Source organism: Streptomyces dioscori (genome assembly GCF_003024195.1).
GTDB lineage: Bacteria > Actinomycetota > Actinomycetes > Streptomycetales > Streptomycetaceae > Streptomyces > Streptomyces dioscori.
This window is the reverse complement of sequence record NZ_KZ679042.1, coordinates 285,851-312,009: the sequence shown is the minus strand read 5'-3', so window position 1 is coordinate 312,009 and position 26,159 is coordinate 285,851. Positions and strand designations below refer to the sequence as shown.

Annotated in this window: 25 protein-coding genes; 12 read left to right on the top strand and 13 right to left on the bottom strand. The window is 70.9% G+C overall.

The features are described 5' to 3' along the window. Window positions 1–76 precede the first annotated feature (76 nt). Entirely contained in the window at window positions 77–1,159 is a 1,083-nt protein-coding gene (locus C6Y14_RS15295; protein ID WP_107017205.1) for a sensor histidine kinase, read from the top strand. A 31-nt stretch (window positions 1,160–1,190) separates the two neighbouring features. On the opposite strand, the gene C6Y14_RS15290 is transcribed toward C6Y14_RS15295, so the two are convergent. After that, window positions 1,191–1,856 carry a lytic polysaccharide monooxygenase auxiliary activity family 9 protein gene (locus tag C6Y14_RS15290; RefSeq protein WP_199854743.1) on the bottom strand — a complete coding sequence of 222 codons (666 nt, stop codon included), beginning with the start codon at window positions 1,854–1,856 and terminating at the stop codon, window positions 1,191–1,193. Window positions 1,857–2,002: 146 nt separating this feature from the next. Continuing rightward, entirely contained in the window at window positions 2,003–2,911 is a 909-nt protein-coding gene (locus C6Y14_RS15285; RefSeq protein WP_107017204.1) for a LysR family transcriptional regulator, read from the bottom strand. Window positions 2,912–2,981: 70 nt separating this feature from the next. On the opposite strand from C6Y14_RS15285, the gene C6Y14_RS15280 reads away from it, so the two are divergent. Further along, window positions 2,982–3,869 (top strand): SDR family NAD(P)-dependent oxidoreductase, encoded by an 888-nt coding sequence (locus C6Y14_RS15280; RefSeq protein WP_107017203.1) that lies wholly within the window; start codon window positions 2,982–2,984, stop codon window positions 3,867–3,869. A 262-nt stretch (window positions 3,870–4,131) separates the two neighbouring features. Here the strand turns inward: C6Y14_RS15280 and C6Y14_RS15270 are convergent, their stop codons facing one another. Continuing rightward, on the bottom strand, window positions 4,132–4,791 hold the full coding sequence (locus C6Y14_RS15270) for a class II aldolase/adducin family protein (RefSeq protein WP_107017201.1): 660 nt from the start codon (window positions 4,789–4,791) through the stop codon (window positions 4,132–4,134). Continuing rightward, on the bottom strand, window positions 4,788–6,092 hold the full coding sequence (gene otnK, locus C6Y14_RS15265; protein ID WP_107017200.1) for a 3-oxo-tetronate kinase: 1,305 nt from the start codon (window positions 6,090–6,092) through the stop codon (window positions 4,788–4,790). The genes C6Y14_RS15270 and otnK overlap by 4 nt, the downstream gene beginning before the upstream one ends. Before the next feature lie 170 nt (window positions 6,093–6,262). Between otnK and C6Y14_RS15260 the strand changes: the two genes are divergently transcribed. Genes C6Y14_RS15260 through C6Y14_RS15250 form a run of 3 tightly spaced genes read left to right on the top strand, consistent with a single transcriptional unit; the run spans window position 6,263 to window position 9,886 of the window. Continuing rightward, window positions 6,263–7,681, top strand: a complete 1,419-nt coding sequence (locus tag C6Y14_RS15260) for a homoserine dehydrogenase (protein ID WP_107017199.1) — start codon at window positions 6,263–6,265, stop codon at window positions 7,679–7,681. Continuing rightward, the gene (locus C6Y14_RS15255; RefSeq protein WP_107017198.1) at window positions 7,681–9,039 is read left to right on the top strand and encodes a GntT/GntP/DsdX family permease; all 1,359 of its coding nucleotides are present in this window, start codon (window positions 7,681–7,683) and stop codon (window positions 9,037–9,039) included. Before C6Y14_RS15260 ends, C6Y14_RS15255 begins: the two co-directional genes overlap by 1 nt. Window positions 9,040–9,091: 52 nt before the next feature. Next, window positions 9,092–9,886 carry a DeoR/GlpR family DNA-binding transcription regulator gene (locus C6Y14_RS15250; protein ID WP_107017197.1) on the top strand — a complete coding sequence of 265 codons (795 nt, stop codon included), beginning with the start codon at window positions 9,092–9,094 and terminating at the stop codon, window positions 9,884–9,886. A gap of 67 nt (window positions 9,887–9,953) precedes the next feature. On the opposite strand, the gene C6Y14_RS15245 is transcribed toward C6Y14_RS15250, so the two are convergent. Beyond that, on the bottom strand, window positions 9,954–10,940 hold the full coding sequence (locus tag C6Y14_RS15245; RefSeq protein ID WP_107017196.1) for an ArsR/SmtB family transcription factor: 987 nt from the start codon (window positions 10,938–10,940) through the stop codon (window positions 9,954–9,956). A gap of 226 nt (window positions 10,941–11,166) precedes the next feature. On the opposite strand from C6Y14_RS15245, the gene C6Y14_RS15240 reads away from it, so the two are divergent. Next, complete coding sequence (locus C6Y14_RS15240) at window positions 11,167–11,553, top strand: hypothetical protein (RefSeq protein ID WP_107017195.1); 387 nt, start codon at window positions 11,167–11,169, stop codon at window positions 11,551–11,553. 192 nt (window positions 11,554–11,745) lie between these two features. Here C6Y14_RS15240 and C6Y14_RS15235 read toward each other — a convergent pair whose 3' ends face one another. Then, on the bottom strand, window positions 11,746–12,489 hold the full coding sequence (locus C6Y14_RS15235; protein ID WP_107017194.1) for a class I SAM-dependent DNA methyltransferase: 744 nt from the start codon (window positions 12,487–12,489) through the stop codon (window positions 11,746–11,748). Between the two features lie 126 nt (window positions 12,490–12,615). Between C6Y14_RS15235 and C6Y14_RS15230 the strand changes: the two genes are divergently transcribed. Beyond that, entirely contained in the window at window positions 12,616–13,803 is a 1,188-nt protein-coding gene (locus C6Y14_RS15230) for an FAD-dependent monooxygenase (RefSeq protein WP_107017193.1), read from the top strand. Window positions 13,804–13,821: 18 nt separating this feature from the next. Here C6Y14_RS15230 and C6Y14_RS15225 read toward each other — a convergent pair whose 3' ends face one another. The 4 genes from C6Y14_RS15225 to C6Y14_RS15205 all read right to left on the bottom strand — a co-directional run bounded on the left by C6Y14_RS15225 (window position 13,822) and on the right by C6Y14_RS15205 (window position 19,023). Beyond that, complete coding sequence (locus C6Y14_RS15225) at window positions 13,822–14,559, bottom strand: alpha/beta hydrolase (protein ID WP_107017192.1); 738 nt, start codon at window positions 14,557–14,559, stop codon at window positions 13,822–13,824. 16 nt (window positions 14,560–14,575) lie between these two features. Next, window positions 14,576–15,349, bottom strand: a complete 774-nt coding sequence (locus C6Y14_RS44525; protein WP_225891092.1) for a hypothetical protein — start codon at window positions 15,347–15,349, stop codon at window positions 14,576–14,578. Window positions 15,350–15,824: 475 nt separating this feature from the next. After that, window positions 15,825–16,445, bottom strand: a complete 621-nt coding sequence (locus C6Y14_RS44115) for a hypothetical protein (protein WP_159074257.1) — start codon at window positions 16,443–16,445, stop codon at window positions 15,825–15,827. A 151-nt stretch (window positions 16,446–16,596) separates the two neighbouring features. Continuing rightward, window positions 16,597–19,023 carry a beta-L-arabinofuranosidase domain-containing protein gene (locus C6Y14_RS15205; protein ID WP_107017189.1) on the bottom strand — a complete coding sequence of 809 codons (2,427 nt, stop codon included), beginning with the start codon at window positions 19,021–19,023 and terminating at the stop codon, window positions 16,597–16,599. Window positions 19,024–19,320: 297 nt separating this feature from the next. Here C6Y14_RS15205 and C6Y14_RS15200 point away from each other — a divergent pair, with 297 nt between their 5' ends. After that, the gene (locus C6Y14_RS15200) at window positions 19,321–19,767 is read left to right on the top strand and encodes an SRPBCC family protein (protein ID WP_107017188.1); all 447 of its coding nucleotides are present in this window, start codon (window positions 19,321–19,323) and stop codon (window positions 19,765–19,767) included. 73 nt (window positions 19,768–19,840) lie between these two features. Then, window positions 19,841–20,200 carry a DUF6204 family protein gene (locus C6Y14_RS15195; protein ID WP_107017187.1) on the top strand — a complete coding sequence of 120 codons (360 nt, stop codon included), beginning with the start codon at window positions 19,841–19,843 and terminating at the stop codon, window positions 20,198–20,200. 20 nt (window positions 20,201–20,220) lie between these two features. Here C6Y14_RS15195 and C6Y14_RS15190 read toward each other — a convergent pair whose 3' ends face one another. Beyond that, a complete protein-coding gene (locus tag C6Y14_RS15190; RefSeq protein WP_107017186.1) occupies window positions 20,221–20,775 on the bottom strand; it encodes a hypothetical protein in 555 nt (184 codons plus the stop codon). Between the two features lie 443 nt (window positions 20,776–21,218). Here C6Y14_RS15190 and C6Y14_RS15185 point away from each other — a divergent pair, with 443 nt between their 5' ends. Together C6Y14_RS15185 and C6Y14_RS15180 are read left to right on the top strand one after the other, a co-directional pair. Further along, window positions 21,219–21,446 (top strand): DUF397 domain-containing protein, encoded by a 228-nt coding sequence (locus tag C6Y14_RS15185; RefSeq protein WP_107017185.1) that lies wholly within the window; start codon window positions 21,219–21,221, stop codon window positions 21,444–21,446. A 108-nt stretch (window positions 21,447–21,554) separates the two neighbouring features. Then, window positions 21,555–22,475 (top strand): helix-turn-helix domain-containing protein, encoded by a 921-nt coding sequence (locus tag C6Y14_RS15180; RefSeq protein WP_107017184.1) that lies wholly within the window; start codon window positions 21,555–21,557, stop codon window positions 22,473–22,475. Between the two features lie 63 nt (window positions 22,476–22,538). Here the strand turns inward: C6Y14_RS15180 and C6Y14_RS15175 are convergent, their stop codons facing one another. Together C6Y14_RS15175 and C6Y14_RS15170 are read right to left on the bottom strand one after the other, a co-directional pair. Further along, window positions 22,539–23,363: an SAM-dependent methyltransferase gene (locus C6Y14_RS15175; protein ID WP_107017183.1), complete on the bottom strand. Its 825-nt coding sequence runs from the start codon at window positions 23,361–23,363 to the stop codon at window positions 22,539–22,541. A gap of 218 nt (window positions 23,364–23,581) precedes the next feature. Beyond that, window positions 23,582–24,526, bottom strand: a complete 945-nt coding sequence (locus C6Y14_RS15170) for a MerR family transcriptional regulator (protein ID WP_225891091.1) — start codon at window positions 24,524–24,526, stop codon at window positions 23,582–23,584. Window positions 24,527–24,619: 93 nt separating this feature from the next. On the opposite strand from C6Y14_RS15170, the gene C6Y14_RS15165 reads away from it, so the two are divergent. Beyond that, the gene (locus C6Y14_RS15165; protein ID WP_107017182.1) at window positions 24,620–26,155 is read left to right on the top strand and encodes an alpha/beta hydrolase; all 1,536 of its coding nucleotides are present in this window, start codon (window positions 24,620–24,622) and stop codon (window positions 26,153–26,155) included. Window positions 26,156–26,159 lie beyond the last annotated feature (4 nt).

The window sequence follows — 26,159 nt, the reverse complement described above, 5'->3', positions numbered from 1 at the left end:
GCACCCGGAGGACTGGGCGAAGTGTGCCACGCGCCCACGGAGATGGGTCGCGGCCCGGCGCGTGCCGGGCCCCGTGATGGACGCCCTGCTCATCGGCATCTCCCTGCTGGACATCTGGGTGCACATCGAGGACGACGAACCGCAGCGCAGAGCCGCCGCGCTGCTGGCCACGGCCGCGCTGTCGCTGCGCCGCCGTCTTCCGCTGCCGGCCTTCCTGTGCGCCCTGCCCGCGACCCTCGTCAGCGACGCGGTGTTCGCCACCCTGGCCGCGCTGTACGCGCTCGCCTCGCTGAGCCGCAGCCGGGTGCTCCTGGTGGTCTGCGCACTGATGTTCGCCGCCTGTGACATCACCTGGTGGATGTGGCCCTCACCGACGTTCGCCGACTTCTCCGACTCGTCCGACCTGATCAACGTCACCTACAGCCTGGCCACCGCGGCGGCGCCCGTCTTCCTCGGTCAACTCGTCCAGGCCCGCCGTGAACTGTCGCTGCGGCTGGCCGAGATCTCGCAGGCACGCGAGCACGGACGCGAACTGCTGGCCCAGAGCGTGCTGGCCAAGGAGCGCGCGCAACTGGCCCGGGAGATGCACGACGTGGTCTCCCACCAGGTCAGTCTGATCGCGGTCCGTGCGGGAGCGCTGCAGGTGGGCAGCCAGGAACCGATGGCGCGGGAGGCCGCGGCCACCATCAGACGGCTGAGCGTGCAGACCCTGGAGGAACTGCGGCACATGGTGAGCGTGCTGCGCGCCGCCGGCAGCCGCCCCACGGAACTGACCCCGCAGCCGTCCCTGGCCGATCTGCAGCGGCTGGTCGACACCAGCGGTATCGAGACCGAGCTGCACACCGACCTGCCGGACGCCCTGCCCGCGACCATCCAGCGCGCCGTCTACCGCACCGTGCAGGAGGCCCTCACCAATGTCCGCAAGCACGCCCCCGGCGCCAGGGCCGCCATCCGTATACAGCTCGCCGAGGGGACGGTACGGGCCGCCGTCACCAACACCGCGCCCACCCGGCCCGCCCTGCTGCTGCCCGGGGCCCATCACGGCCTGGCCGGTCTGCGCCAGAGAGCCGAGCTGCTGGGCGGCACCGTCATCGCGGGCCCCGCCGCCGACGGCGGTTACGAACTCCACCTGTGCCTGCCGCTGCAGCAGACGCGGTGAGGGTGCGGCGGCCACTCCCGGACGGTCGTCCTCAGCGGAAGTTCACATCACTGCACAGGAAGTACGTCTGGTCCATGTGCGACGCCTGCCAGATCGTGTAGACGACATGGCGGCCACTGAGGCCCGAAGTGCTCACGTCGATGGCGTAGTTCTGACTGGGGGCGTACGTGCCCGTCCGGGCGACCAGTTGGAGGTCGTCCCAGGTCAGCGGTTGGGTTGCGGGGTCGAAGCCCTGGCGGGAGACATAGACGAGGAAGTAGTCGGCGCCGTGGCTGGCCTGGTCGTACAGCTTCACGGTGAAGTTGCCGCCGATGTCCGTCGTCCTCCAGGCGCCCACGGTGTCGAGGGAGTTGTAGCGGCCGCCCTCGGTCCGGCCGCCGCTGCACAGCTGCCCGTCGGGGACGACCGCCTCGAAGTTCCCGGCGGAACCGTTGCGGTACAGCCCGTTCCAGTTCCACATGGCGTTCGGGTCCGCCTGCCAGGCCTGCCAGCACATGGGGTCCTCCTGCGCCATGGCGGGATTCTGGAAGTCGCTTCCCCAGCGGAGCCAGCAGCCGTAGTTGCGGGACGCCGGGTCGACCACCGAGCCATGGGCGTGGGCCGGTGCGCTCCAGGGGATCAGACAGAGCAGCGCGGCGGCGAACAGGCTCAGGACGAGGGTCGCGCGCGATCGTATGGCGCGTGCATGACAAGTCAAGGTGTGCCCCTCTCGGATGAGTTCTCTTCGGGTGTGCACCGTGTGTGCACCGGGTGCGGGAGTGCTTCGCTGTGCTGTGGGAGCGCTCCCGCGCCACCCAGGCTCGGCGCGTCGAAACGGAATGGCAACACTCGATTGCGCCAGATTCACGCCCGCGCCGCGGCGCGGAGCGCTGCCGCCACCCGCGTGACGGGGTCGGCCGGCGGATGCGGAAGGCGGGCCAGCAGCAGACGCCGCTGCTCCTGCGGTCCGCCGCGCACGGGCAGGACACGTACTCCCGGCGGTGCGGCGGCGGCGAGTGAGGCGGGCACCGTGGTCAGTCCGCAGCCGGCGGCGACGAGTCGCAGTTTGGCCAGCCAGTCGCGGGCCGTGTGGGCGATGTCGGGACGCTCGTCCAGGCCGGGCCACACCCCCAGCAACCGGTCCCCTCCCGCGGCGGATCCGGCGATCCAGCGCTGCCCCCGCAGAGCTGTCACGTCGATGTGGTCGCCGCGAGCCAGCGGATGGGCGGCGGGCACCGCGAGACACAGCGCGCGTTCCGTGAGGGTCTCCAGTTCCAGTGCAGGCGACTCCGCGTCCGGCGGGCGGAACGGGGGCGCCGCCGCCAGCAGCGCCAGATCCAGACTGCCGGCACGCAGCGCCCGTACCAGAGCTGGGGTGCTGCCCTCCCGACTGACGACGTGGAGGCCGGGGTCGGTGCGGCGCAGTTCCGACAGCGCCTCGGGCAGGAGCACCGCTCCCGCGCTGGGGAACCAGCCCAGTCGGACGGTCCCCGCCTGCCCGGGCAGACCGGACAGCTCACGCGCGGTCGCGTCGATCTCGTCGAGAACGACCGTCGCCCGACGCATCACGACATGGCCGGCGGCGGTCAGCCGCACCCCGTCGCGCCGCCGCTCCAGCAACTCCTTGCCCGCCGCCCGTTCGACGGAGGCGATCTGCCGGGAAACGGCCGAGTGGGTGTAGCCGAGCGACACCGCCGCCGCGGTGAAGGTCCCCTGCTCCGCCACCGCGCGGAAGACGCGGAGTGCGGTCAGTGACACCTGCGTGAAGTCCATGAGGAATACGCATACCAGGTGTGCGCGACTCTCGTTGGACGCATGCCGCAGACCTTCCTAGCGTTGTCCTATGACCGCTTCACGCATCGCCCTCGTCACGGGGGCCAACCAAGGGCTCGGCCGCGCTCTCGTCGAGGGACTGGCGGCCCGTCTGGGCCCGCAGGACGTGGTCCTGCTCACCGGGCGCAGTCAGCAGCGTGTCTCGGAGGCCGCCCGTGAGGTGGCGCGGGCCGACGGTACGCGCAGCCGGGTGGAGGGCCGGGTCCTGGACGTCTCCGACCGCGAAGCCATAGGCCGCCTCGCCGGTGAACTGAGCACACGCCACGGCGGGGTCGACATCGTCATCTCCAACGCCATCGCCCGACTGCTGCCCGAGGACTCACAGGCCGGGCGGGCCGACGAGTTCATCGACGTCTCCAACACCGCCACGCACGCGATCCTGCGCTCCTTCGGGCCCGTCCTGCGTACGGGCGGGCGGTTGCTCGTCGTGGCCAGCACCCTGGGCACCCTCGGCCACCTCGACCCGCGGCTGCACCACCTGTTCGACGGCGCGAGCCTCGACGAGGTCGAGTACGCCGTCGAGTCCTGGCGCGCTGCCGTCCACGCCGGAACCGCCGCAGAAGCGGGCTGGCCGGGCTGGTTGAACGTGCCGTCCAAGGTGGCCCAGGTCGCGGCCGTCCGCGCGGTCGCCGCCGAACGCCGAGAGGGCGATCGCGCCGACGGGACCCTGATCGCGTCCGTGTGCCCCGGCATGGTCGACACCGCCACGTCGCGCCCCTGGTTCAGCGACTACAGCCACGCCCAGTCACCCTCCCGGGCCGCCCGCGCGGTGCTCGACCTGGTCCTGGCCGAGCAGGTCGAGCCCGACCACTACGGCGAACTGGTCCGCTTCGGAAAGGTCCTGCCCTGGTACAGCGGAACGCCCCCGACGGAGCAGGACCGGATTCTCACGCCCTGAGCGCATCGAAGGGACGGGCCGTGGGCTGCGGGCGTGCCCGCCCCGCCAGGGGCGCGGGGAACGGCGCGCTCGGCCCCCACCGGAGCCGCACACGCCCGACGCTGCAACGCCGCACGGCGAAGGCCGCGTCGAGGGGCGCGGGGAACTGCGCGCCCAGCCCCCACCGGAGCCGCACCCGTCGCGCCGCCTCCGGGGTCGGTGAGCCCGGCCGCTCGGAACCCGGCTGCTCGGAGCGTGACCGCGGCATGGCGGCCCGGCGAGGTCAGTGCGCCACGGTCCACGGGGAGCCGTACTTGCGCGCCAGCGGTGCGATCTCCTCGGCCGAGAGGAGTCGCGGAGCGCGTTCGCCGAGTGCGAGGAGGAGCGCGGAGACCTCTTCCAGTTCCACCGCCGACTCCACCGCCTGGGACATCGAGCGGCCCGCGACGACCGGGCCGTGGTTCTGCAGCAGGGCGGCCCGGAAGGGGAACGGCAGGGACTCCATGAGGTCGGCCTGACCGCTGTCGCCGGGCGCGGCGTAGGGCAGCAGGGGAGTCTGGCCGACGCGCATGACGAAGTACGGCGTCAGCGGGGGTATGGCGCTGTGCTCGCCCCAGGCGGGCAGGCACGACACGGCCGCCGCGTGGCGGGAGTGCAGATGGACGACGGCCCGCGCGGACGCGTCACGCCGGTAGAACGCGGTGTGCAGCGGGAACTCCTTGGACGGCTTCGGCCCATCGAGGTGCGCGCCCGACAGATCGAGGACGCTGAGCGCGCCGGGATCGACGCGGGACAGGTCCGTACCGGTGGGGGTCAGATAGATCCGGGAGTCCTCGCGGACGCTCAGGTTGCCGGAGGAACCGGGACTGAGGCCGAGCGCGGCCAGGTGGGCGCCCGCGGCCGCGAGTTCGGTCCGCGGATAGCTCTGTCGCGGGTCGTTCATACGAGCGCGCTCCAAGCCTCGGTGAAGATGTCCGTGGCGCCGAAGTTGCCCGACTTGAGGGCCACGTCGACGAGGTGGCCGTCCTCGGTACGGCCGTTGGCGTTGTGCCCGTCGTCCTGGGTCGGCACAGTCACCTGGGCGCGGGCCCAGGTGACACCCGGGGCGATGGGGGACCCGATGGTCAGCGTGCGTACGCCGAGCGCGGTGACCACCGCGCCGGACGTCTCCCCGCCCGCGACGAGCAGCCGTCGTGCGCCGGCCGCGACCAGCCGCGCGGCGCAGGCGGCGAGCGCCCGCTCCACCAGCGCCGACGCGGCGGGGGAGTCGTCCAGGTCGCTCAGGTCGCCGACGGCGTAGAGGAGGGGTGGCCGCTGCGGGTCCTGCTCCCAGCACGAGCGGGCGAACGCGACCAGGTCGTCGACCGCGGCGTCGAAGTCGGCCCGCAGCGCGGCGAGGTCGAGCTTGCGGTGCGGCAGGTGGGCGCGGCCGTGCGCCACCTGGGCGCGGGTCGCCGAGGACGCGCTGCCGGAGAGCACGACGGCCGGATCGCCGGGACGCGAGACGGCTGCCACGCGTGCGGCCCCCGGCCGCGGGCCGGTCAGGCCGAGCGCCAGTCCCGCGGCGCCGGTGACCAGCGGGTGGTGCGCGGTGGCCGCCGAGATGGTGCGCAGATCCTCGTCCTCGGTGGCGTCCACCACGACGAGCGCGTCGGCGAGAGAGGGATCGTCCAGCGCCGCCGAGAGCGCCGCGGCCCCGGCCCGTACGGTGTCCAGGCCCACGAGCCGTACCGGATGTGTGGTCTGCGGTGTCAGCAGCCGCCCCACGTGCGCGTCGCGCATCGGGGTGAGCGGATGGTGGCGCATCGGGCTCTCGTCGAGCAGCTCGTCGTGGACGAAGAGCCTGCCGCGATAGACGGTGCGGCCGGTGGCCGGGAACGACGGTACGACGACGGCGCGCCGTTCCCCGATCGCGTTCAGCAGCGCGTCGGCCACCGGGCCGATGTTGCCTTCCGCCGTCGAGTCGAAGGTCGAGCAGTACTTGAAGTAGAAGCGCCGGCAGCCGGCCGCCCGCAGGGCGCGCAGCGCGGCGAGTGAGGAGCCCACGGCCTCGGCGACCGGCGCTGTACGCGATTTGAGCGCAATGACGACCGCGTCCGCGTCGTCCACCGCGGTGCGCCCGGATTCGTCGGCGATGCTGTCGGAGCCGACGGCCACCACGGTGCGGTAGCCGCGGGCGACCAGCATCGTGGCGAGATCCGTTGCTCCGGTGAAGTCGTCGGCGATGGCCCCGAGGGTCGGCATCAGGCTCCTTGGGAGGGGTGGGCGGGTTCCCTGTTCGACGCGACCAGGGGTCGTGACCGGTGGTCGTGACCAGGGCTTGTGAAAAAATGTTAACAGACTTTACGTGGATGGGATCTGCTGATACATCTTGTTAACGAGCAGCGCATCGCGCTCGTCATCCAGGAGGGTCCATGAACTTGCACCATCTGTTCGCCGACACCGGCAGCCGGACCGTGCGCTACGCACTGTCCGGAGCGGGCGGCGGCTTCGCCCGGACCCTGCTGGCGCAGACGCCCCGCATCCCCGGGCTGGACCCCGCCGTCCTGTGCGACCGCGACGTACCCCGGCTGCACGCGATGCTCCTGGAGCTCGGATACAGCGCCTCCGACCTCGACGTCTGCACCACGGCGGACGAGGTGGCCGCCGCCGCGCGGGCCGGGCACATCGCCCTCGTCCAGGGCGGCTCACTGCTGTCCGCCGCCCCCTGGGACATCCTCGTCGAAGCCACCGGCAGCCCCGCCGACGGCTACGCGATGGCACGCGAGGCGCTCACCGACGGCCGGCACGTCGCCATGGTCAGCAAGGAGGTCGACTCCGTCGCGGGCCTCCACCTCGCCGACCTGGCGAAGGACAACGGTGTCGTCTACACGACCGCGGACGGCGACCAGCCCGCCAACCTCATCGGCCTCGTGACCTGGGCCGAGCTGCTCGGCCTCGACATCGTGGCCATCGGCAAGTCCAGCGAGTACGACCTCGTCCTCGACCCCGACCGGGGCACGGTCACCCAGCTCGACACCACCGTTCCCGCGCCGGAACTCGCCGCGCTCCTCTCCCTCGGCGACGACACGCGTGCCACCCTCGCCGCCCGCGCACAGGCGGTGTCCGCGCTGCCGGTCGGTGCCACCGCCGACTACTGCGAGATGGCCGTCGTCGCCACGAACACCGGCTTCCGCCCCGACGTCGAGCGCCTGCACTACCCGGTCGCCCGCATCGCGGAACTCGCCGACGTCTACGCCCTGCGCGAGGACGGCGGACTGCTCCACCGCGCCGGAGCCGTCGACGTGTTCAGCGCGCTGCGGCTGCCCGATGAGGCGTCCTTCGCCGGCGGCGTGTTCGTCGTGGTCCGCACCGGCGACCAGGTCACCTGGGAAACCTTGCGGGGCAAGGGGCATGTCGTCAGCCGCGACGGCCGCTACGCCGCGATCTACCTGCCCTACCACCTCATGGGCGTCGAGACCCCGGTCTCCCTGCTGTCCGCGGTCCTGCACCACCGCCCCTCCGGAGGCACGGACCCGCGCGCCCACGCGGCGCTCGCCGGCCGCGCCCAGCAGGACCTGCCCGCCGGGACCGTCCTGGCCATGGGCGGCCACCACCACGACGTGACCGACGTACAGGCAGTGCTGCTGCGCGACGAGGACACCCCCGCCGACGTCGCCCCGCTCTACCTCGCCGCCCACTGCACGCTCGCCCGCCCGGTCGCCGCAGGTGAACTCATCCGCCTGGCCGACCTCGCCGACGCCGACGAGGACCTGCTGGCGGCCTGGACCCTGGGCCGCGCCTCCCGCGCCTCCCGCGCCACCGACACCACGCCTGCCGGGAGGGTCGGCTGATGGACACGGACATCCAGCATCTGCTCCTCGGCGTGGCGGCCGTCGCCGTCCTGATCGTGCTGATCACCAAGGCCAAACTGCACCCCTTCCTGGCGCTGAGCATCTCCGCGCTCGGCCTCGGACTCGCCGCCGGGATCGGTCCTGGCAAGACCGTCGAGTTCTTCCAGACCGGCTTCGGCGACGCGCTCAAGAGCACCGGCCCCACCATCGGCCTCGGCACCATCCTCGGCGGCATCCTGCTGGGCTCCGGCGGCGCCGACCGCATCGCGACCGTGTTCATCGGGGCGCGCCCGGTCAAGTGGATCCCCACCGCGATCACCGCGGCGGCCCTCCTCATCGGCATGCCGCACCTGTTCGACGTCAGCTTCGTGATGCTCGTACCGCTGGTGTACGCGGTCGCCAAGCGCACCGGCACCCATCTGCTGTACGTCGGACTGCCGATGGCCGCCGGCCTCTACATCTCGCACGGCCTGCTGCCCCCGCACCCCTCACCGACCCTCGCCGTCTCCGCCTACGGCGCCAACACCGGCCTGACCATCATGTACGGCCTGATCATCGGCATCCCGATCGCCGTCATCAGCGGGCCGCTGCTCACCAAGGTCGCCAGCCGCTGGTTCGGACCCGCCCCCGACCTCGACAAGGGCCCCGTACCCGAACCCGAGCCGCTGCCCGAGAACCAGCGCAGGCCCGCCTCCTTCACCCTGGCGCTCATCACGGTCCTCCTGCCGCCGGTCCTCATGCTCATCGGCACGGTCGGCACCTCCCACACGGCCGAGGGCACCCTGCCGTACGCGTTCTTCGAGGCCTGCGACTCCTCCGTGCTGTCCCTGCTGGCAGCCGTCGTGTTCGCCTTCTTCGCCCTGGGCGTCCGCTCCGGCTTCGGCCTCGGACAACTCCAGAAGATGGCGGGCAAGGGCCTGGGCCCGGTCGGCGGCATCGTCCTGATCCTCGGCGCGGGCGGCGGCCTCAAGGCCATGCTGACCGCCACCGGCATCGACAAGCTCATCTCGGACTACGCCGTGGACTGGTCGATACCCCCGCTGCTGCTCGCCTGGCTCGTCGCCGCGCTGCTGCGGATCTGCCTGGGCTCGGCGACGGTCGCGACCGCCGCGGCCACCGGTATCGTCGCGCCGCTGCTCGGCGCGTACCCGGGGCTCTCTCCCGAACTGATGGTGCTGGCCAGCGCATCCGGCGCCGTGATGCTGTCCCACGTCAACGACTCGGGTTTCTGGCTCTTCAAGGAGTACTTCCAGCTCTCGGTGTCCCAGACCTTCCGGACCTGGACACTGATGCTGTCCCTGCAGTCACTGCTCAGCCTGGGTGGAGTATTGCTCCTGAGCACGTTCGTCGGCAGCTGACGGGCGAGCCGGTGAGACCAGTCTTGGTGGACGACAGGAAGGACCATCGACGATGGCCGAGGACCGCTCCCTCCCGCTGATTCCCGACCAGCGGCGTGAGCAGTTGCTGAAGCACCTGCGCCGTGACGGAGTGCTCAGTGTCCAGCAGATCACCCAGCTCCTCGGTGTCTCGCACATGACCGTCCGCCGGGACATCGCCGAACTGGAGCGCCAGGGACAGGTCTTCTCCGTACCGGGCGGCGCCCGGATCGCCAGCCATCTGCAGAGCGAACCCAGCCATCAGGCCAAGACGCTCATCGAGCAGCCCGAGAAGCAGGCCATGGCCGCCCAGGCCGCGCACCTGGTCGAGGACGGCATGACCGTCTACCTCGACGCGGGTACGACCCTGTCGGCCATGGTCCCCTTCCTCGTGGACCACACCGCACTGACCGTCGTCACCAACGACTTCACCACCGTGGACCAGTTGATGGCCGCTGCTCCCCACCTCGACCTCATCCACGTCGGCGGGAAGGTGGAGTCCGCCAACCGCTCCAGCGTCGGCCGGCTCGCCGCCACCGTCCTGCGCCAACTCGCCCTCGACCTGGCCTTCATCAGCACCAGCTCCTGGGACCTCCTGCGCGGTGTGACCACTCCCTCCGACCTCAAGGTGGAGGTCAAACAGACGGCCATGGAGTGCACGGGCACCTCCGTGCTCGTCGCGGGCTCCTCGAAGTTCGGCACCTTCGGCAAGTACCGGGTGGCCGCCCTCAGCGCCTTCGACACGATCATCACGGACAGCGCGCTGGCCGACGCCGCGGCCGAGGGCGTACGCGCCTCGGGAACCCAACTGCATCTGGTGAATCCCTGACGGTCCGGCGGTCCGGGAAGCCCTGGCGGCTCAGGAACCCCTGAAGGCGTGAGCCGGCCCGGAGGGGTCACGCGGCGGGCCGGGAGAGCAGGTCCACCAGTGCCGCGCCCCGGCCGGTCAGCCGCTGGCGCACCTCCCGGCCGTAGCGCTCCCGCTGCAACAGACCCGCCGCCTTCAACTGCTCGCAGTGGTAGGTGATGGTGCTGGCGCCCATGTTGAGCAGCCGGGCCAGTTCACTGACCGTCGCGGGCGGCTGCACCGAGCGGAGCACGCCCGCCCTGACCGGTCCCAGCAACTGAACCAGGTCGTCCTTGCACGGGGCACTCACCTCCGGCGGCCCGAGTCGCCCCGCTCCCGGCAACGGGTAACCGAACCACACCACGTCGTCCCGGTCGAGGCTGTACAGGGAGGGCGCGGTGCCGCAGACCACGGGGATCAGCACCAGGCGCCGGCCGCCCAGTTCGAAGCGCTCCACCCCGCACGACGGCAGTTCCAGCGCCCCGTCCGCGTAACCGATCCTCGGGCTCAGCCCGGTCAGCACCCCGTCGAGGTTCCGGCTGACCACCGCGGAACCCACCCGTTCCGTCTCCTTGCCCAGCAGCGCGTCGGCCCGGACCCACAGCGGTTCGAGCTGCCGCCAGGCCGCCTGCACCACGTCCAGGTAGGTGCCGAGGAACCCCGCGGGGTCGTCCAGCACCCGCTGCCAGCCCCGGGGCACCGCATCGCCGTGGTGCAGCGCCACCTCGGCCGCGAGACTCCGCCCGTCGGCCTCCCGCAACTCGGTGAGCACCGACCGCATGTCCGTGGCACGGACGTCGCCGGTCAGCGTCAGGAGGTCGGGGATCCAGCCGGATCCGGGACCGAACAGCGGACGCAGGGTGTCCGCCGCGGGCGGGAGGGAGGAACCGACCGCGTCCCGCCAGCGCCTGGGCACGCCGTGCCGTGCGCCGCCCAGCACCTCGCTCAGCACGGGGAAGACAGAGGCACCGGGGACTCGCCCCACCTCGACGTGCACCTGGTCCAGGGGGCCGAGAAAGAGACGACTGCCCGCCAACGAGGACCTCCTGTGGAACGACGACCGTCCTGTACCGATGTGCCGTGACGCTCCCGTGCCGGCCCGACCGTCCCTCCCGAAGCCGATACCGCACGGCGGGCGTGTCCATCGACGTTTCGAAGAAGTTCGCAGAGCTGGAGAGCCGGCCCACGGCAGGCGACGCTGAGATCACGAGGGACGCCACCCGCCCCGGGGGACTCCCGGTGCAGATGAGGGAGACAAGGAAATGCAGAAGCAGAGTTCGCGGCCGATGACCAAGCTCATGATCGTGGCAGCGGCGGGGGTCATGGCGATGGCCGGCATGGCCGCTCCGGCCTTCGCGGCGGAACACCGGCCGGTCGAGCGGTCCACCTCCCAGAGCGCGGGCGTCCAGGCCCAGACGGTCACGACCTGGATCAACGGCAATGTGCGGATCGGGCCGAGCACCGGCTACAGCATCGCCTACGCCGTCGCGGCGAATCAGAACCTCACCGCCGTGTGCTGGAGCGAAGGCGGCTTCGTCAACGCCAACGGCGTCTACCACGACAAGTGGGTTCTCCTGTCGGACGACAACTGGATCTGGGGCGGACTGCTTCAGGGCAACGAGACGGGCAACGTCTCCAACCACTGCTGAGGCCCGGGTTCCGCGTGGTGCGGGTTCTTCTGCATGTCGTCGGCCGTACGGGTGTGCAGATATATGAAGCTCCTTGCGGCTGGACCGGCTGAACCGGCTGGACCGCCGGTCATGACGCGCGCAAGGCTAGAAGGCAACCCGGCCGTACCGCCCCTGACACCTGTCAGGGGCGGTACGGGGGCGATGCGGTATCTACCGGGACGGCGGGAGCCGGTACACGGAGACATGGGAGCGCGAGTCGGCGGTGAACTCCGTGCCGTCCCAGTCCGCGTGCCTCGACTCCATTTCGAAACCGGCCAGTTGGGCCATGAGGTCGAGCTCGGCCGGCCAGATGTAACGGTGCGGACTGCGGAACAGCTGCGCCTGCTCGCTCTCGTCGAACCGGAAGTGGTGCGAGACGACGTGCTGACGCAGGACGTCGTACGTGTCCAGGCCGATGTAGTCGGAGCTGGCCTGCCAGACGGTGGCCGCCTGCCCCGGCGGGAGCTTGCGCAGCTCGGGTACCCACAGCTCGATCACGAACCGCCCGCCGGGTGTGAGATGGCGGGCGGCATTGCGGAAGCACTCGACCTGCTCCGCCTGGCTGAGGAGGTTCGAGATCGTGTTGAACACGAGATAGACCAGGCTGTACTCACCCGGCACGGCGGTCGTCGCCATGTCCCCGATGACCACGGGAATCGTCGCCTCGTCGGCCTTGCCGCGCAGTTGCTCCACCATCGGCGGTGACAGCTCGATGCCGGTGACGGGGACTCCCCGCTCGGCGAGCGGGACGGCCACTCTGCCCGTGCCGATGGCGAACTCAAGAGCCGCCCCTTCCCCCGCGAGGTGGGCGAGACGGTCCACGGTCGGCCCCAGCGTCTGAGGCGCGAACATACCGGTGCCGGGCGTGTCGTAGCGCCGCGCGGTGGCGGCGTCCCAGATCTTTGCCTGTTGCATTCCGCCAACGGTCGCCGCCGACCGGTGCGTTGTCCAACGAATTTCCCCTATGACGGGCCGTCAACTGACGCTTGAATGGGACCACTTCGAACATCGTGGACGAGTGGGCCGAGGCGGGGGTCTGGCGTGAGGGCGATCGTCGTGGGAGCGGGTATCGGCGGACTGACGGCGACGCTGAGCCTGCGCGGGGCCGGCCATGAGGTGACGCTGGTCGAGCAGACACCGCGGTTCACCGAGATCGGCGCCGGTATCCAGCTCGCGCCCAACGCCACCCGCGTACTGCGGCGGCTGGGCCTGCTGGACGAGGTCGCCGCGCGGGCGTACCGGCCCTCCGAGGTGTGCTTCCGCACCTGGTCCGACGGGACCGACGTCTGCCGCTACCGACTGGGACACGAGGTCGAGGACGCGTTCGGGGCGCCCTACCTGCTCCTCCACCGCGCCGATCTGCACGAGGCGCTGGCCGCCGCGGTGCCGTCCGCCTCCGTGCGCCTGGACACCGCGGTCGTCGGGATCGACCAGGACGACCGGGCCGCCCACGTCACCACGGCGAGCGGCGAACGCCTGAGCGCCGACCTGGTCGTGGCGGCCGACGGAATCCGCTCCGCGGCCCGTCAATGGCTCTTCGGCGCGGACAAGGCACTCTTCTCGAAGACCGCCGCCTACCGGGCACTGCTCCCGGCCGCCGAGGTGGCCGATCTGGACCTGCCGGAACTCGCCGTCTGGATGGGACCGGGCCGCCACTTCGTCCACTACTGGGTACGTCGTGGGGAACTGCTCAACGTCGTGGCCGTGCACACGGCGGACGAGGCGGACCAGACGCAGGAGTCATGGACCGCGAGGGCCGAACCGGGCGAGCAACTGGGCGAGTTCGAGGGCTGGGACTCCCGGGTGCTCGGCGTCCTGGAACGAGCCGGGCAGATGCTCCGCTACGGCATCTACACAAGGGCCCCGCTGGAGCGGTGGAACGTCGGACGCGTGACCCTGCTGGGCGACAGCGCCCATGCGATGGTGCCGTTCCTGGCCCAGGGCGCGGCCCAGGCCGTCATGGACGCGGCCGTGCTCGGCGACGTACTCAAGGACGCGACGCCGGCCGAGGTGCCCGACGCCCTCGACCGGTACGTACGCCGACGGCTGGCGACCGCCACGAACGTGCAGGCCGGGGCCGCGCGGGCGGGCGACGAGTTCCACCTGCCGGACGGCCCCGAGGCGCGGACCCGCAACGCCCGCATGGCGGCCCACGCGGCCGGGAACAGGTTCATGCCGCAGTCGGCCGGGTGGACGGACACCGCCGGCCCCTCCCGGCCGGAGGGATGAACCCGCCCCTCCTGGCGGTCAGGGGGACGGAGGGGCGGAGCACTCCCGGCTGAAATCCAGCGACAGGGCGAAACACCGCTCGACCTCGGCCTCGGCAAGGCCGTGCCAGAGGTGATCGGCCCCGTCGATCAGCCGCAGGTCGGCGGGCACTCCGGCCTCCCGCAACGCATCGGCCAGCCGTACGCCCTGGTCGCTCGGGACGATGTGGTCCTCGGTCCCGTGCAGGACGAGGAAGGGTGGCGCGTCGGCGGTGACATGGTGGACGGGACTGGCGTCCCGGGTGCGTTCGGGCATGTCGGCCGGGGCACCTCCGACCAGCATCGCCTCGAAGGTGTGCCCGTCCGCCGGGTCCTTGGCGGGTGCGAGGAGATCGGTGGGGGCGTACCAGGTGACACAGCCGGTCACGGGCGGGACGGCGGGGCCGCGGCGGGCGGAGGTGAGCGCGAGCAGGGCGGCCAGGTGACCGCCCGCGGACTCGCCCCACAGGACGGTTCGGGCGGTGTCGAGACCGAGTTCACCGGACCGTACGTGCAGCCAGGCCAGCGCGGCGGACAGGTCGTCCACCTGGGCCGGGTGCACGGCTTCGCCGCTGAGCCGGTAGCCGGGGCAGGCGACGGCGAATCCGGCCTGGGCGAGGCGGGCGAAGGGGCCGGGCCGCCAGGAGCGGAACGCCGGGCCCGGATCGCCGCGCAGCCCGGTGCGCTCGGCGCCGCGACCAGGCCCCGCGGGCTGCCGGTTCAGCACTCTGCTTCGCATGGTGCACGCCGTCCGGTCAGTCGGACCGCAGGTTCTCCAGGGTCGACCGGGTGTCGGACTTCACCCACCGCGAGACCTCGGCTATCTCGGGCGGCGAATTCGTCTCGTACGAGGTCGTGTAGACGTTCCAGCTCATCTGGTACGTCATCCAGCCGTCCCGCACCGCGAGAATCACCGCCCGGCTGCCGCCGACCCCCGAGCCGGTCGTGGTGTCCTCGGTCACCAGATAGGCCTCGTCACCGAAGCCGGACACCTTCGCCACCTCGTAGTCGTCGTACCGCTGGCCGTACTCGGACCACAGAGCGGTGAACTCGGCGGAGGGGTCGGTCTCCTTGTGGAGATCCACCTGTACGGAGAGATACGCGTCCGCATAGGAGGAGGTCGAGGATTTCTTCAGCGAGATGCTGCAGTAGCTCTGATCGATGGCCTTGTGCTTCAGCGCGTTGTGCGTGGGCGCGCTGTCCTCCTCGGTGTACTCGGTTCTGAGCGAGTCGTAGTCGACCGAGGAGCAGAGGTTGGCCCTGGCCCGGTATCCCGCCAGGTCCGGGTCACCGCCGAGCGGGCCGAAGAGGAAGAGTCCGCCGGCCCACAGCGCCGAGGCGACGACCGCACCCACCGCCGCCCACAGCACCGCGCGCCCCGCGGTGCCCTTGCCGCCGGGCGGCGGGGGAGACCCCGGTGGTGGTCCGTACGGGTACTGCTGGGCCGGGGGAAAGGCGGGAGGCGGCCCGTAGCCGTAGCTGTTCGCCGGCTGTGCGCTCTGGGGCTGTGCGCCCTGGTACGGGACCATCGTGGGCTCGGGTCTGGGCGGCGAAGACGGCGAAGGCGGGGAAGGTGGCGAGGACGGCGGGTGCTGGGCCTGCGACTGGTGTGCCTGTGCTTGTGCCTGAGGCGGTACCTGTGCGTGTGCCTGTGCCTGAGGCGACACTTGTGCCTGATCTTGAGGCGGCACCTGTGCCTGCGGCTGCGGCTGGTCCGCCGGCGGAGCAGTGGAACCGGGTGGAGGCGACGCCTGCGGTTCGGGCTGCGCCGGGATGTCTTCGGGCCGGTTGTGCATCCTGTGCTCCTTCTCCGAAGGGCAGTTGTCCAGAAGCGACCTTCCCGCATCGGCCATCGCGTAGTCGTGGACCGGCTCCCACGGAATCCGCCGCACGGCTCGGCGGCACGCCCGTCCTCGCGGGGCCTCCACGAGACGGGCATGCCCGCCTCGCACCCGCCACCGGAGGCGCGGGCATGAGGCGGGCACACGGTGGGCCCGACAGGTCCTAGCCGATGTCGAAGTCGAGGTTCGTCACGTACCAGGAGTCCTCGATCCTGCTGGACTGGACCTTGATGTCCAGCTGGTCCGCCGTCACTCCGGTGGAGTGGGACAGGACGATCTTTTCGAGGGTCTGTCCGTCGACGGTGATCTTGTCGGCGGGGTACTCGGCGGTGTCGCCGGTGACCTCGGCCTTGGCGACCTCCACCTTCGGGTCCACGGAGGGCGGCTCGGGTGTGAACGACTCCCCGAGCTGCTTGACGGTCGCGTCGATCTGCTTCCGGTCGGGCGCGCCGTCGCCGCAGGTCTCCTCACTGCCGACCTTGGCGGGCGTCGAGCCCTCGGCCGGTTCCGCCATCACCAGGCAGGCCTCCTTGGGCTGCTGCTTGATGACCGCGGTGACCCACGCGGCGACAGCTCCCTCGGGGGTGGACTGGTCGGCGGCCGAGGCCGGTGACGACGCCGAGGCGTCCGAGTCCGGCTTCTTCTCGTCGGCCGCGGGCGACGCGCTCGCGTTCGACTTCTTCTTCGAGTCGGAGTCCGAGTCGCTCGAACATCCTCCGAGAGCCACGACCGCCGCCAGCGTCGCTCCCGCGATCGAGCTGATCCGTCTCGTCCTCTGATCCACTAACACCACTCAACAGCCTTTCCTGTGAACACACATGTGCCTCGGCGGCCCCACGAGTCATCTCTCGTCTCAGTTCCGCCTCGACCATCAAGACGGCGCGCGGAGCCGAGCGGTTCTCTTTTGAACCGCTCGGAATCGGCGGGTGTGCCGGTCAGGCGAACTGCCACAGGTGGTCGTCGGTGCCGTTGTCCTCGAATTGGACGACATGGGCGCTGTTCTGGGTGGACATACCGTCCACGCCCAATACCTTCCCGCTGTGCTTGTTGCGGATCAGGAACCAGCCGCTCCCCGCGTCGACGAACTGCCACAGGTGGTCGTCGGTGCCGTTGTCCTCGAACTGGACGACGTGCGCGCTGTTCTGTGTCGACATCAGGTCGACGCCCAAAACCTTCCCGCTGTGGCCGTTGCGGATCAGGGACCACCCGTCACCCCGGCCCACGACCTGCCAGGCATGGTCCCCGGTCCCCGAGTTGTCGAACTGCACCACGTGGGCGCTGTTCTCGGTGGACATGCCGTCCACTGCGAGCACCTTCCCGCTGTGCTTGTTACGGATCCGCCGGTACGGGGCCTCGGGCTGCCAGGGTGTCCCGTCGGGGGAGGCGGTCGGGAACGACGCGATGCGGAGCCGGGCCGCGCCCATGGGGATCAGCGTGACCTGCTCCACCGCACCCGCCGACCGGGCCGGGCTCTGCTGCAGCGGAGCCACCACGTGCTCGTCGTCGGCGATCCACTCGGGGACACGGCGTGCGTCGGCGGTGATCGAGACGGGAGTGGCCGACTGCGTGAACGGGTTGGCGGACACCGGCCCCGAAGCGCGCTTCACCACCAGACCTCCGCCGGGCACCAGCCCGTAGTTCCAGGGGGTCGTGGCATGGACCTCGTACTCGGGGAAGGTCGTGTCGCCGCCGTAGCGGACGTATCGCTCACCGATGCGCAGCGCGTAGGTGAGCGGACCGTGGCTCACGCTGACCGAGTCCCGGTTTCCGGGCCAGGTGTGCACGGTCGTGCTCTGCGGCAGGCGCAGGGAGACACGGTCGCCGTCGGCCCAGGTGCGGTCCACCCGTACGAAGGCCGGTCCGCTCCGCGCCGGCACGCTCTTGCCGTTGACCTGGAGCCGGGGCGCCGCGCACCAGCCCGGTATGCGCAGCAGGAGAGGGAAGCGGACGGAACGCGGTGTGGAGACGGTGAAGTCGACCGTCTCGCCGAACGGATAGTCCGTGGTCTCGGTGACGGTGACGGAGGTGCCCCCGGCCACCTCCGTCGTGACCTGGCAGGCGGCGTACATGGCCGCGGCGAGGCCGCCGTCCGGTGTGCCCAGCCAGAGTTCCTCGGCGAAGTAGGGCCATCCCATGCCGTAGTTGTGCGGGCAGCAGCGGTACTGGTCGATGCCGGGCTGGAAGGACTGCATGGCGAAGCCGTTCTGGAACTGCCCTTGCGTCTTGCGGGAGTTGTCCAGGTCGACGCTGTTGGCGCTGGTCACGTAGTGCACGCCCTTGCCGTCCGGGTCCAGGGACGCGGGCAGCATGTTGAAGGCCAGCTCCTCGCACCGGTCGGCCCACAGGGGGTCGCCGGTGACGCGCGTGAGCAGTTCGTGGCTGGCCATGAACTCGACGACCCCGCAGGTCTCGAAGCCCTGCCGTGGATCGCCGAAACCGGGACGGATGTTCTCGTCACCGGCGAAGCCGCCACCGGCGAACTGGCCGTGTGCCGCGAGGAGTTCCGTGTACGTGCGATAGCTGGCGCGGGTGTGGTCGGCCGAGCCGGAGCGCTGCGCGTACTGGGCCGGTTCGCGGAACCCCTGCGCGATGTTGACGTTGTGAGCGTTCGGCAGCGCACCGGTCCAGTCGGCACCCCATGTGTGCATCTTGTCGACCAGGTCGAGGAGGAAGGGCTCGGGTGTCCGGCGATACAGCCACAGGGCGATGTCCATGCAGTCGCCCCACCGCTGCGACACCCAGCTGGTGTCGAAGGCGCCCTTGCCCTGCGTGTTCATGTACCGCAGGAACCGGGTGAGGAAGGGCACGACACGGGTGTCGCCGGTGAACTCCTCGAAGCTGCGCAGTGCTTGGAGGAGGGGAAGGAAGGGCCAGAAGTCGGGGCCGCCGTTGAGTGCGGTCCGCAGTGCGCGCGGCCCGAAGAAGCCGTCGCTCTGCTGGGTGGTGAGGATCGCGTCGATCCAGCGCCGCGCCCGGTCCAGCGCGGCGGTGTCCCGGGTGGCGACGGACAGCGGCACGTAACCGCGCAGCCAGTACGGCAGTTCCTCCCAGGCGTTGTTCTCGGGGTGGACCCAGCCGCTGGTGGCGAAGTCCAGGAAGTGGGACTTCTCGGTGAGGCGGCCGCAGAGTCCGTCCAGCTGGAGCCGCAGCTGACCGGCCAGCCAGCCGCGCGGGACGATGCTGCCCGGCTTCAGCCGGAGGAAGGCGTCGGCGGTCACCTCGGCGGCCGCGCCGGCGGTCCCCGGAGATGTGGCGGCGGCTGCCCGGGGCGCGGCGGCGACGGGTCCGGTGTTCATCAGGGGTGCGCCCGCACCGAGCGCGAGGGTGCCGGTGCGCAGCAGGTGGCGTCTGTTGATCGGCATGTCACTGCTTCCTGTTGGGGGAGAGGAAGTGGCCACCGACGGCTGCCGTGGAGGATGCTCGGACGTCGGCCGTGAGCGGCGGAACAGAGGCTGTACAACGTTGGAAAGTAGGCTTGCGGCATCACAGCACGGCGTACGGCGGCTGTCCAGAGAAATGACAAGGACATGCCTGTCCTGTTGTGCCTGCCTGGTCGTGCGCGGCGGCGTATGGTTGGTTCGCCTGTTCTGACGTGTGGACCCGCGGCCCCGGCAGCGCCGACCACCTGCCGCCGGCCACCGACATTCCCGGGAGAGCCCATGGGTACCCAGTTCGAGGCCACTGTCGACATCGACCGTCCGATCGACGAGGTCTTCGCCTTCCTCGCCGACGGCACGAACGATCCGAAGTTCAGTCCCCGTGTACAGAAGATCGAGAAGAAGCCGGAAGGCCCGACGGCCGTCGGCACGGTCTTCCGCAGCACCGTGAAGGACGCCGGTATGAAGACGGGCCGGGAGTTCGAGATCACCGAACTCGTCTCCCCGAGCAGGATCCGCTGGAGCGAGCGGTCGCGGAACCTGGTCACCGCGGCCGACGGCGGTTACGACCTGGAAGCGACGCCGAGCGGCGGAACCCGTGTCCGTATCTTCAACGTGCTGGAGGGGCACGGCATCGGCAAGCTGCTGCTGCCTCTCGCCGGTGGCGCGGCGCGCAAGGACGCCCCTGCTTTCGGACAGCGCATCAAGGCGGCCGTGGAGGCCTCCTGAGTCCGCGGACGTCACGGGCAGCGCTCGGAAAATGCGGTGGAGCGCTGCCCGCCCGGCTCGTTAAGGTCGCCCGATGAGCACTCGTACCTTCCGTATCACCGTTCGAGGCGTCTTCGACGGGCTCGGCGCCGATCAGCGGGCCGCCCTGCTGGCCGACGCCGCCGAGCACGACGTGCTGCGCGCGGCCTTCACCCCGGAAGGGCATCTGAGCTACGACATCGCCGCCCGGTCCGCCTTCACCTTCCGCTTCGTGGACACGGGGGAAGAGGAGGAGGACATCCTCGACGCGAGCGAACGGGCCGAGACGGCGGCCGAGGCGTGGCTGACGGCACGCGGATACGGCTTCAAGAACCTGCGGTCCACCGCCGAGGACCTCTCACAGGCCCCGCTGGGCAAGCGGCAGCGACGCGAGGCGGCCCGGAAGTACACCTGACCGCCGAGCGAGCCGCCCGTTCAGCAGGTCTGTCTGCCCAGCGTGCGCGCGAGTTCCGTCGTGGCGTGCGCGATCTCCGTGTCGTCCTCGGACTCCAGCACGTCGAGCGCGTCCTGATGGGCATGGACGGCTTCTCGCGCCGCGCGCTCCCACGCGGCGGGGTTCTCGCGGTGGTTGAGCAGCTTCGGATAGGCGTCCGCGATGCTCTCCCACTGCCGGGTGTCGGCGATGTTCTTGAGCAGCTGCAGGATCGACGCCCGGCACGTCACCTGGGGCAGCTGTGCGAGTTCCCAGAGGAAGGGGACCGTGGCGGCGGTCGCCTGCTCCACGACGAAGCCGTACTGGCAGACCCGTTCGCGCAGTTCCTTGAGCGCCGCCGCCGCGGTCTCCGCGTCCCCCCAGGCGACACTGCTGAGGAGCAGGGGGATGGCGGTGGCGCAGCCCGTGGAGTCCCGCATCTCGCTCCACGCGATGTGGCTCATGGCGGTCAGCGGCGTGGTCGACGCCGCTCCTGTCCGGGCCAGTTCGTGCCCTCGCTGCCCGGTCCTCGGCTGCTGCGGCGGAACGCTATGCATGGCGTCAGGCCTTTCCGGCGTGTCGTATCGGTTGACTGGCGAGGGCGGCGCATCCGTCCGGAGCGGGGATCCGAAGGGACGTACCGCGCCCCGGTTGTTCACGGATGTGTGCGACTTCCGACGCGACTGCCCCGCCGGCCATCAGAGGCGGTCGCGCCAAAAGCCCGGTGAACCTGCCCAGGCCTTCTGCCGGCGCTGCGGTCGGCCGCAGCGACGAGGACTCCGGACGCGCAGGTGACAACACGTCATCTCCCTGAAGTGACGTCAGGACGCAATGTCCTGGCTGGGGTTGTCGGCGCTGCAGTTATTATCCACACTGAACACGGTCGCGTGCAATTGCACGCGAAATTGCGTGAAGTTTGGCCGAAGACGCTTGGTCGATGGCAGCCGGGCTGCCGGACCGATGCGGCGCAGGGCAACAACGGGAACGGCAAGGAGAAGCGGTGCCACAGGTGGAGAACGGGATACGGGCCAGCTCGCTGGACGTCAGCTGGACCAAGAGCCGCCACAGCAATGCCGAGGGAAACTGCGTCGAGGTCGCCCGGATCGACGGGGGCATCGCCGTGCGCAACTCCCGTGATCCTGAGGGGCCCGCGCTCGTCTACACGTCCGCGGAACTGGCGGCTTTCCTGGCGGGAGCCAAGGACGGCGAGTTCGACCACCTGCTGTGAGCCGCAGATCGGCCGCCCAACTCCCCGACCACTGACGGGGGATGGGATGCCGGGCGGTCCGGTGCGATACTGTTGCCGTCCTTGTGCCGGATTGCGGGGGAGTCGAAGATGGTCGCCGAGTCGCCGCGCGTCGCACGGCTCGAATCCTATCTGGAGCGTGCCGAGCCGGCTCCGACTCTGCTGAAGATGCTGGTCGGCGTCCAGCTCTCGGGATTCCGGGAGGACGCCGGCCTCGCTCAGGACCAGGCCGCGCGCTCCCTGGGCTTCAGCGGGGCCAAGCTCTCCCGCATCGAGTCGGGCAAGGGCCGCAAGCCACCGACCGAGACCGATGTACGCGCCTTGCTACGGCTCTACGGCACCGATGAGTACGAGGGCTCGGTGCTCCTCAAACTGCTGCACCGGGCCGGCGAGCCGGGCTGGTGGCAGCGGTACGACAAGCGCCTCATGCCCGAATGGTTCGAGCGGCTCGTCGGCCTGCAGGAGGCGGCCGCCGCCATCCGGACCTTCGAGATCCAGTACGTACCCGGCCTGCTGCAGACGCCGGCGTACACCCGGGCCGTGGTGGAACGGGGCCTGCCGAACGCACCGGCCGCCGAGGTGCACCGCAGGGTCGAACTGCGGATGCGCCGCGCCCAGTTGCTGCATCGCGAGGACGCCCCGCAACTGTGGGCGATCATCGACGAGTCCGTGCTGCTGCGTGTCCTCGGCAGCCGGGAAGCCATGCGTGAGCAGCTCGCCCACCTCGTCGAGATGGCTCAACGGCCCCACGTCGTCCTGCAGATCGTGCCGCTGGACGTGACGAACGCCTCGGCGCCCGCCATACCGATCACCTATCTGCGGTTCGGCGGACTCGACCTGCCGGACGTCGTCTACCTGGAACACATCAGAAGCGCGCACTTCCTTGAGGACCGCGACGAGACCGAGGAGTACCGCCTCACGCTCGACCGGCTGGCCGACGAGGCGCTGACACCGCGCGACTCCCTGGAGATGCTGGGGACCACGATGGAGCAGCGCTACGGGTCCGAGTGACCCGCGCGCGGCGGACAAGAATCGTCGGACCGAGTCGTCGGACCGAGCCGTTGGACCGAGTCGTCAGACCTGGGGAAGCCGGCCCAGGCCGCCGAACTCGATCCATTCCTGGGAGAGCTGACGCGTCTGCACCTCCGTGTCGGGGCGCCAGGTGGAGACCTCCACCAGCCCCGGCTCCAGGATCTCCATGCCGTCGAACAGTGCCGCCACGTCCTTCTCCTGGCGTACGCGTCCCCAGTGGCCCTGTGTCGCCTGGTCCATGAAGTCGGTGACGAAGGCCCGTACCTCGGCATCCTCGCTGACCAGTTGGCAGATCACCATGAAACTGCCGGGTGCGAGCCGCTCGGCGACGCGCCCCACCACGGCCTGCGGGCCGTCGGTGTCACTGTCGGGGATGCAGTGGAAGACCGAGTTGAACAGCGCGGCTACCGGCTGCGAGAAGTCGATCAGACGCCGGGTGTCGGGATGGGCGAAGATCTCCTCGGTGTTCCGCATGTCCGCGTGGATGACCGCCGTGCGGTCGTTCTGGTCCAGCAGCGCCCGGCCGTGGACGAGCACCATGGGGTCGTTGTCGACGTAGACCACGCGTGAGTCGGGGTCGATGCTCTGGGCGACCTGGTGCACGTTGTCCTGGGTGGGGAGGCCGGATCCGTGGTCCAGGAACTGCCGGATCCCGTAGTCCGTCGCCAGTGTCCTGACGACCCGCTGCAGGAAGCGCCGGTTGTTGAGAGCCAGCCGACGGGTGCTGGGCACGACCTTGTCGAGTTCTTCGCAGGCCGCGCGGTCCGCGGAGTAGTTGTCCTTGCCGCCCAGATAGTGGTCGTACATGCGGGCGGCGGTCGGAACAGTGGCGTCGATCTTCTTGGACAGCGGCCTGTCGGTGTTCATGGTTCCCCCGGCTCGATCGGCACCAGCTGCATCCGTAACAGGAACTACATCTTAGGGAGTTGACGTTTGCCACGGCCAGCCTGTCGCCGGATCAGGCCTTCCGATACAAGAGTTAGCTCATGTGTCCGACGTCCATGGGCCCGTATGACCGCGTCCATGACCCCCACCCCGGTGTCGGCTTCCTCCAGAACGCCGCGGCGCACCACGGCGCGCGGGGATCAGGCCGCCGCCACGCCGGTGGCCAACGCCTCACGGAGCCAGGAGTCCGCCCCGCCGAGGGTCGGACGGGGCGTCAACTCCGCCGCCAGCTGCCAGTAGCGGGCCATCACCGGGTGGTCCGCCGCGGCGAGGCGGACCGTGAGGGCGCGACGGAAGGCGGGGCTGTCCCGGGTTCCGGAGTCGCGGGCGTGGGCGGCGACGTAACAGTCCAGTGCCTCACCCGGGCCGGGAGCGCGGCCGGCCCGCAGGGCGGCGACCACCAGGAGATACGCCTCGTGCAGACCGCCGTAGAGCAGGTCCGGGTGTGCGGTGGTGGCGGGCCGGTGGGACACGAGGCAGTGATCGGTGGCGGCCGTCGCCAGGGCGTGGAGACGGGCGAAGGCGAAAACCTGGTCCGGAGTCGGGTCGGCCGAGGGCTCGGGGACGGCGGCTTCGGTGACGGCACCGCGCATCCGGGCGGAGAGGCGGACCGGCAGCACCCGGCGCCAGTAGTGCGCGAGGGCCGAGGTGCTGGGCGGGACACCGACCGCCCCGATCAGCTCCAGGCGCTCCGCGAGCTGCTCCGGGTCGCCGTCGTGCACCGCCCGCAGTGCGGCCTCGCGCCAGCGCAGGGCGGTGAGTTCGCTGCCGAGGTCGGCCAACCGGCGTGCGACCACGGCCTCCAGGGTGTCGCCGCGGTCGAGGATTCGCCCGATCTCCGGGACGGGTACGCCGAGCGAGCGCAGCGAGCGGATCATGCGCAGCCGCTCCGGCGCCCCGGGACCGTAGCGCCGGTGGCCGCCGCCGCTGCGGGAGGCCTCGGGCAGCAGGCCCCGGTCGGAGTAGAAGCGGACGGTCTTGACCGTGGTCCGCGCCAGCGCAGCGAGCTCGCCGATGCTCAGGGTGCCGTCGACGTCGTTGACGCCCTCGATGCCGCTCACGCCGCTCGGGATGTCGGGTGGCAAGGGTTGAACCTCCCTCAGGGGGAGTTCCTAGGTTAGCCAGGACGGTGGCCGGCCAGGACGGTCGGCCGTCCCGAACCCACCCTGGAGGTACCGATGTCCGTGTTCGTCCTGGTCTCCGGCCCGTTCACTGACGGACAAATCTGGAGCGAAGTCGTCGGGCGGCTCCGGGAGTCGGGCGCGCAGGCGCACCCGGTGTCGTTGAGCAGGCAGCCCGAGGCCGATCTGGAGACGCACATCGAGGACGTGGTCCGGCTGATCGACTCCCTCGATCTGTCCGATTCCCCCGAGCCCCCGGGGGAGGTGGTACTGGTCGGCCACGACTACGCCGTCCACCCCGTCCTGGGCGCGGCGGACCGCCGCCCCGAGCAGGTCGCACGCGTCGTGCACCTGGACGCCGGGATGCCGCAGGACGGCGACACGGCTCTCACCCTGGTGCCGGACCCGTCGGTGCACGAACTGCTGCGCGCGAACGGCGATACCAGGCCCGTCCCGCCGCCGGAGCCGGCGCAATGGCAGCGCTGGGGCAGCACGGAAGGCCTGTCGGTACAGCACCTGGACCTGCTGAGCCGGTCGGCCGCCCCGCAGCCGGCGCGCACGCTGACCCGGCCCCTGCGCCTGACCGGCGCCGCCGCGGCCGTGCCCACCACCGGCATCCTGTGCACGGCCGGCGGGACGACCGTGGAACTGGTCGAGGCGCTGGTACGCACCGGTCCGCCGCATCTGCGGAAACTGGCCGATCCGAGGGTGGGCTTCTTCGAACTGGCCACCGGCCACTGGCCGATGCTCTCCTGCCCGGACGAACTGGCCGGGACACTGCTCCGCGCGGCGGCCGACGAGGGGCGCCGGCTGACCGTACCCGAGGCGAGGTCCTCGTACGCCCGGCCGTTTCTGCTCGATGCTCCGGAGCGTCCGCGGGTGCGCGACGGGCGCGTGGACCTGCACCTGCCGGAGACCGAAGCGGGGGAGGCAGGGGCGGCGGAAGAAGCACAAGAGTCCTGGCCCGCGGTGCTGTTCGTGCACGGTGGGCCCGTGCCGGCGGACCTCGTCCCGGCGCCGCGCGACTCGCCCTTCTACCTCGGCTACGCCCGATACACGGCGAGCCTCGGCGCGGTGGGTGCCGTCGTGGAGCACCGGCTGCACGGCCTCACCGACTACGCGCGCGCGGCGGACGACGTGGCGGAGGCCGTCGGCCTGTTGCGGGCCGACCCGCGGGTCGACGCGGATCGCATCGCCCTGTGGATCTTCTCCGGTGCCGGACTGCTCGCCGCGGACTGGATCACCGCGCCTCCGCCGTGGCTGCGCTGCCTGGCGCTCACCTACCCGATCCTGGCCCCGCTGCCGGGCTGGGGCGCGGTCGGCCCCCGCTTCGACCCGGTCGGCGCGCTCCGCGCCGCCGCCGGAACCCTGCCGCCCGTCGTCCTCACCCGGGCGGGCCTGGAGACACCGCAGATCGCCGCCACCGTGGGGGACTTCGTGACCGCGGCGCAGGAGACGAACGCCCCGGTCGAGATCATCGACGTCCCGCACGGCCGCCACGGCTTCGAGACCGACGAACCGACGGACGCCTCACGTGAGGCCGTGTCCAGGGCGGTGCGCACGGTGCTCGCACGGCTGGCACGGCCGTCGTGACGCG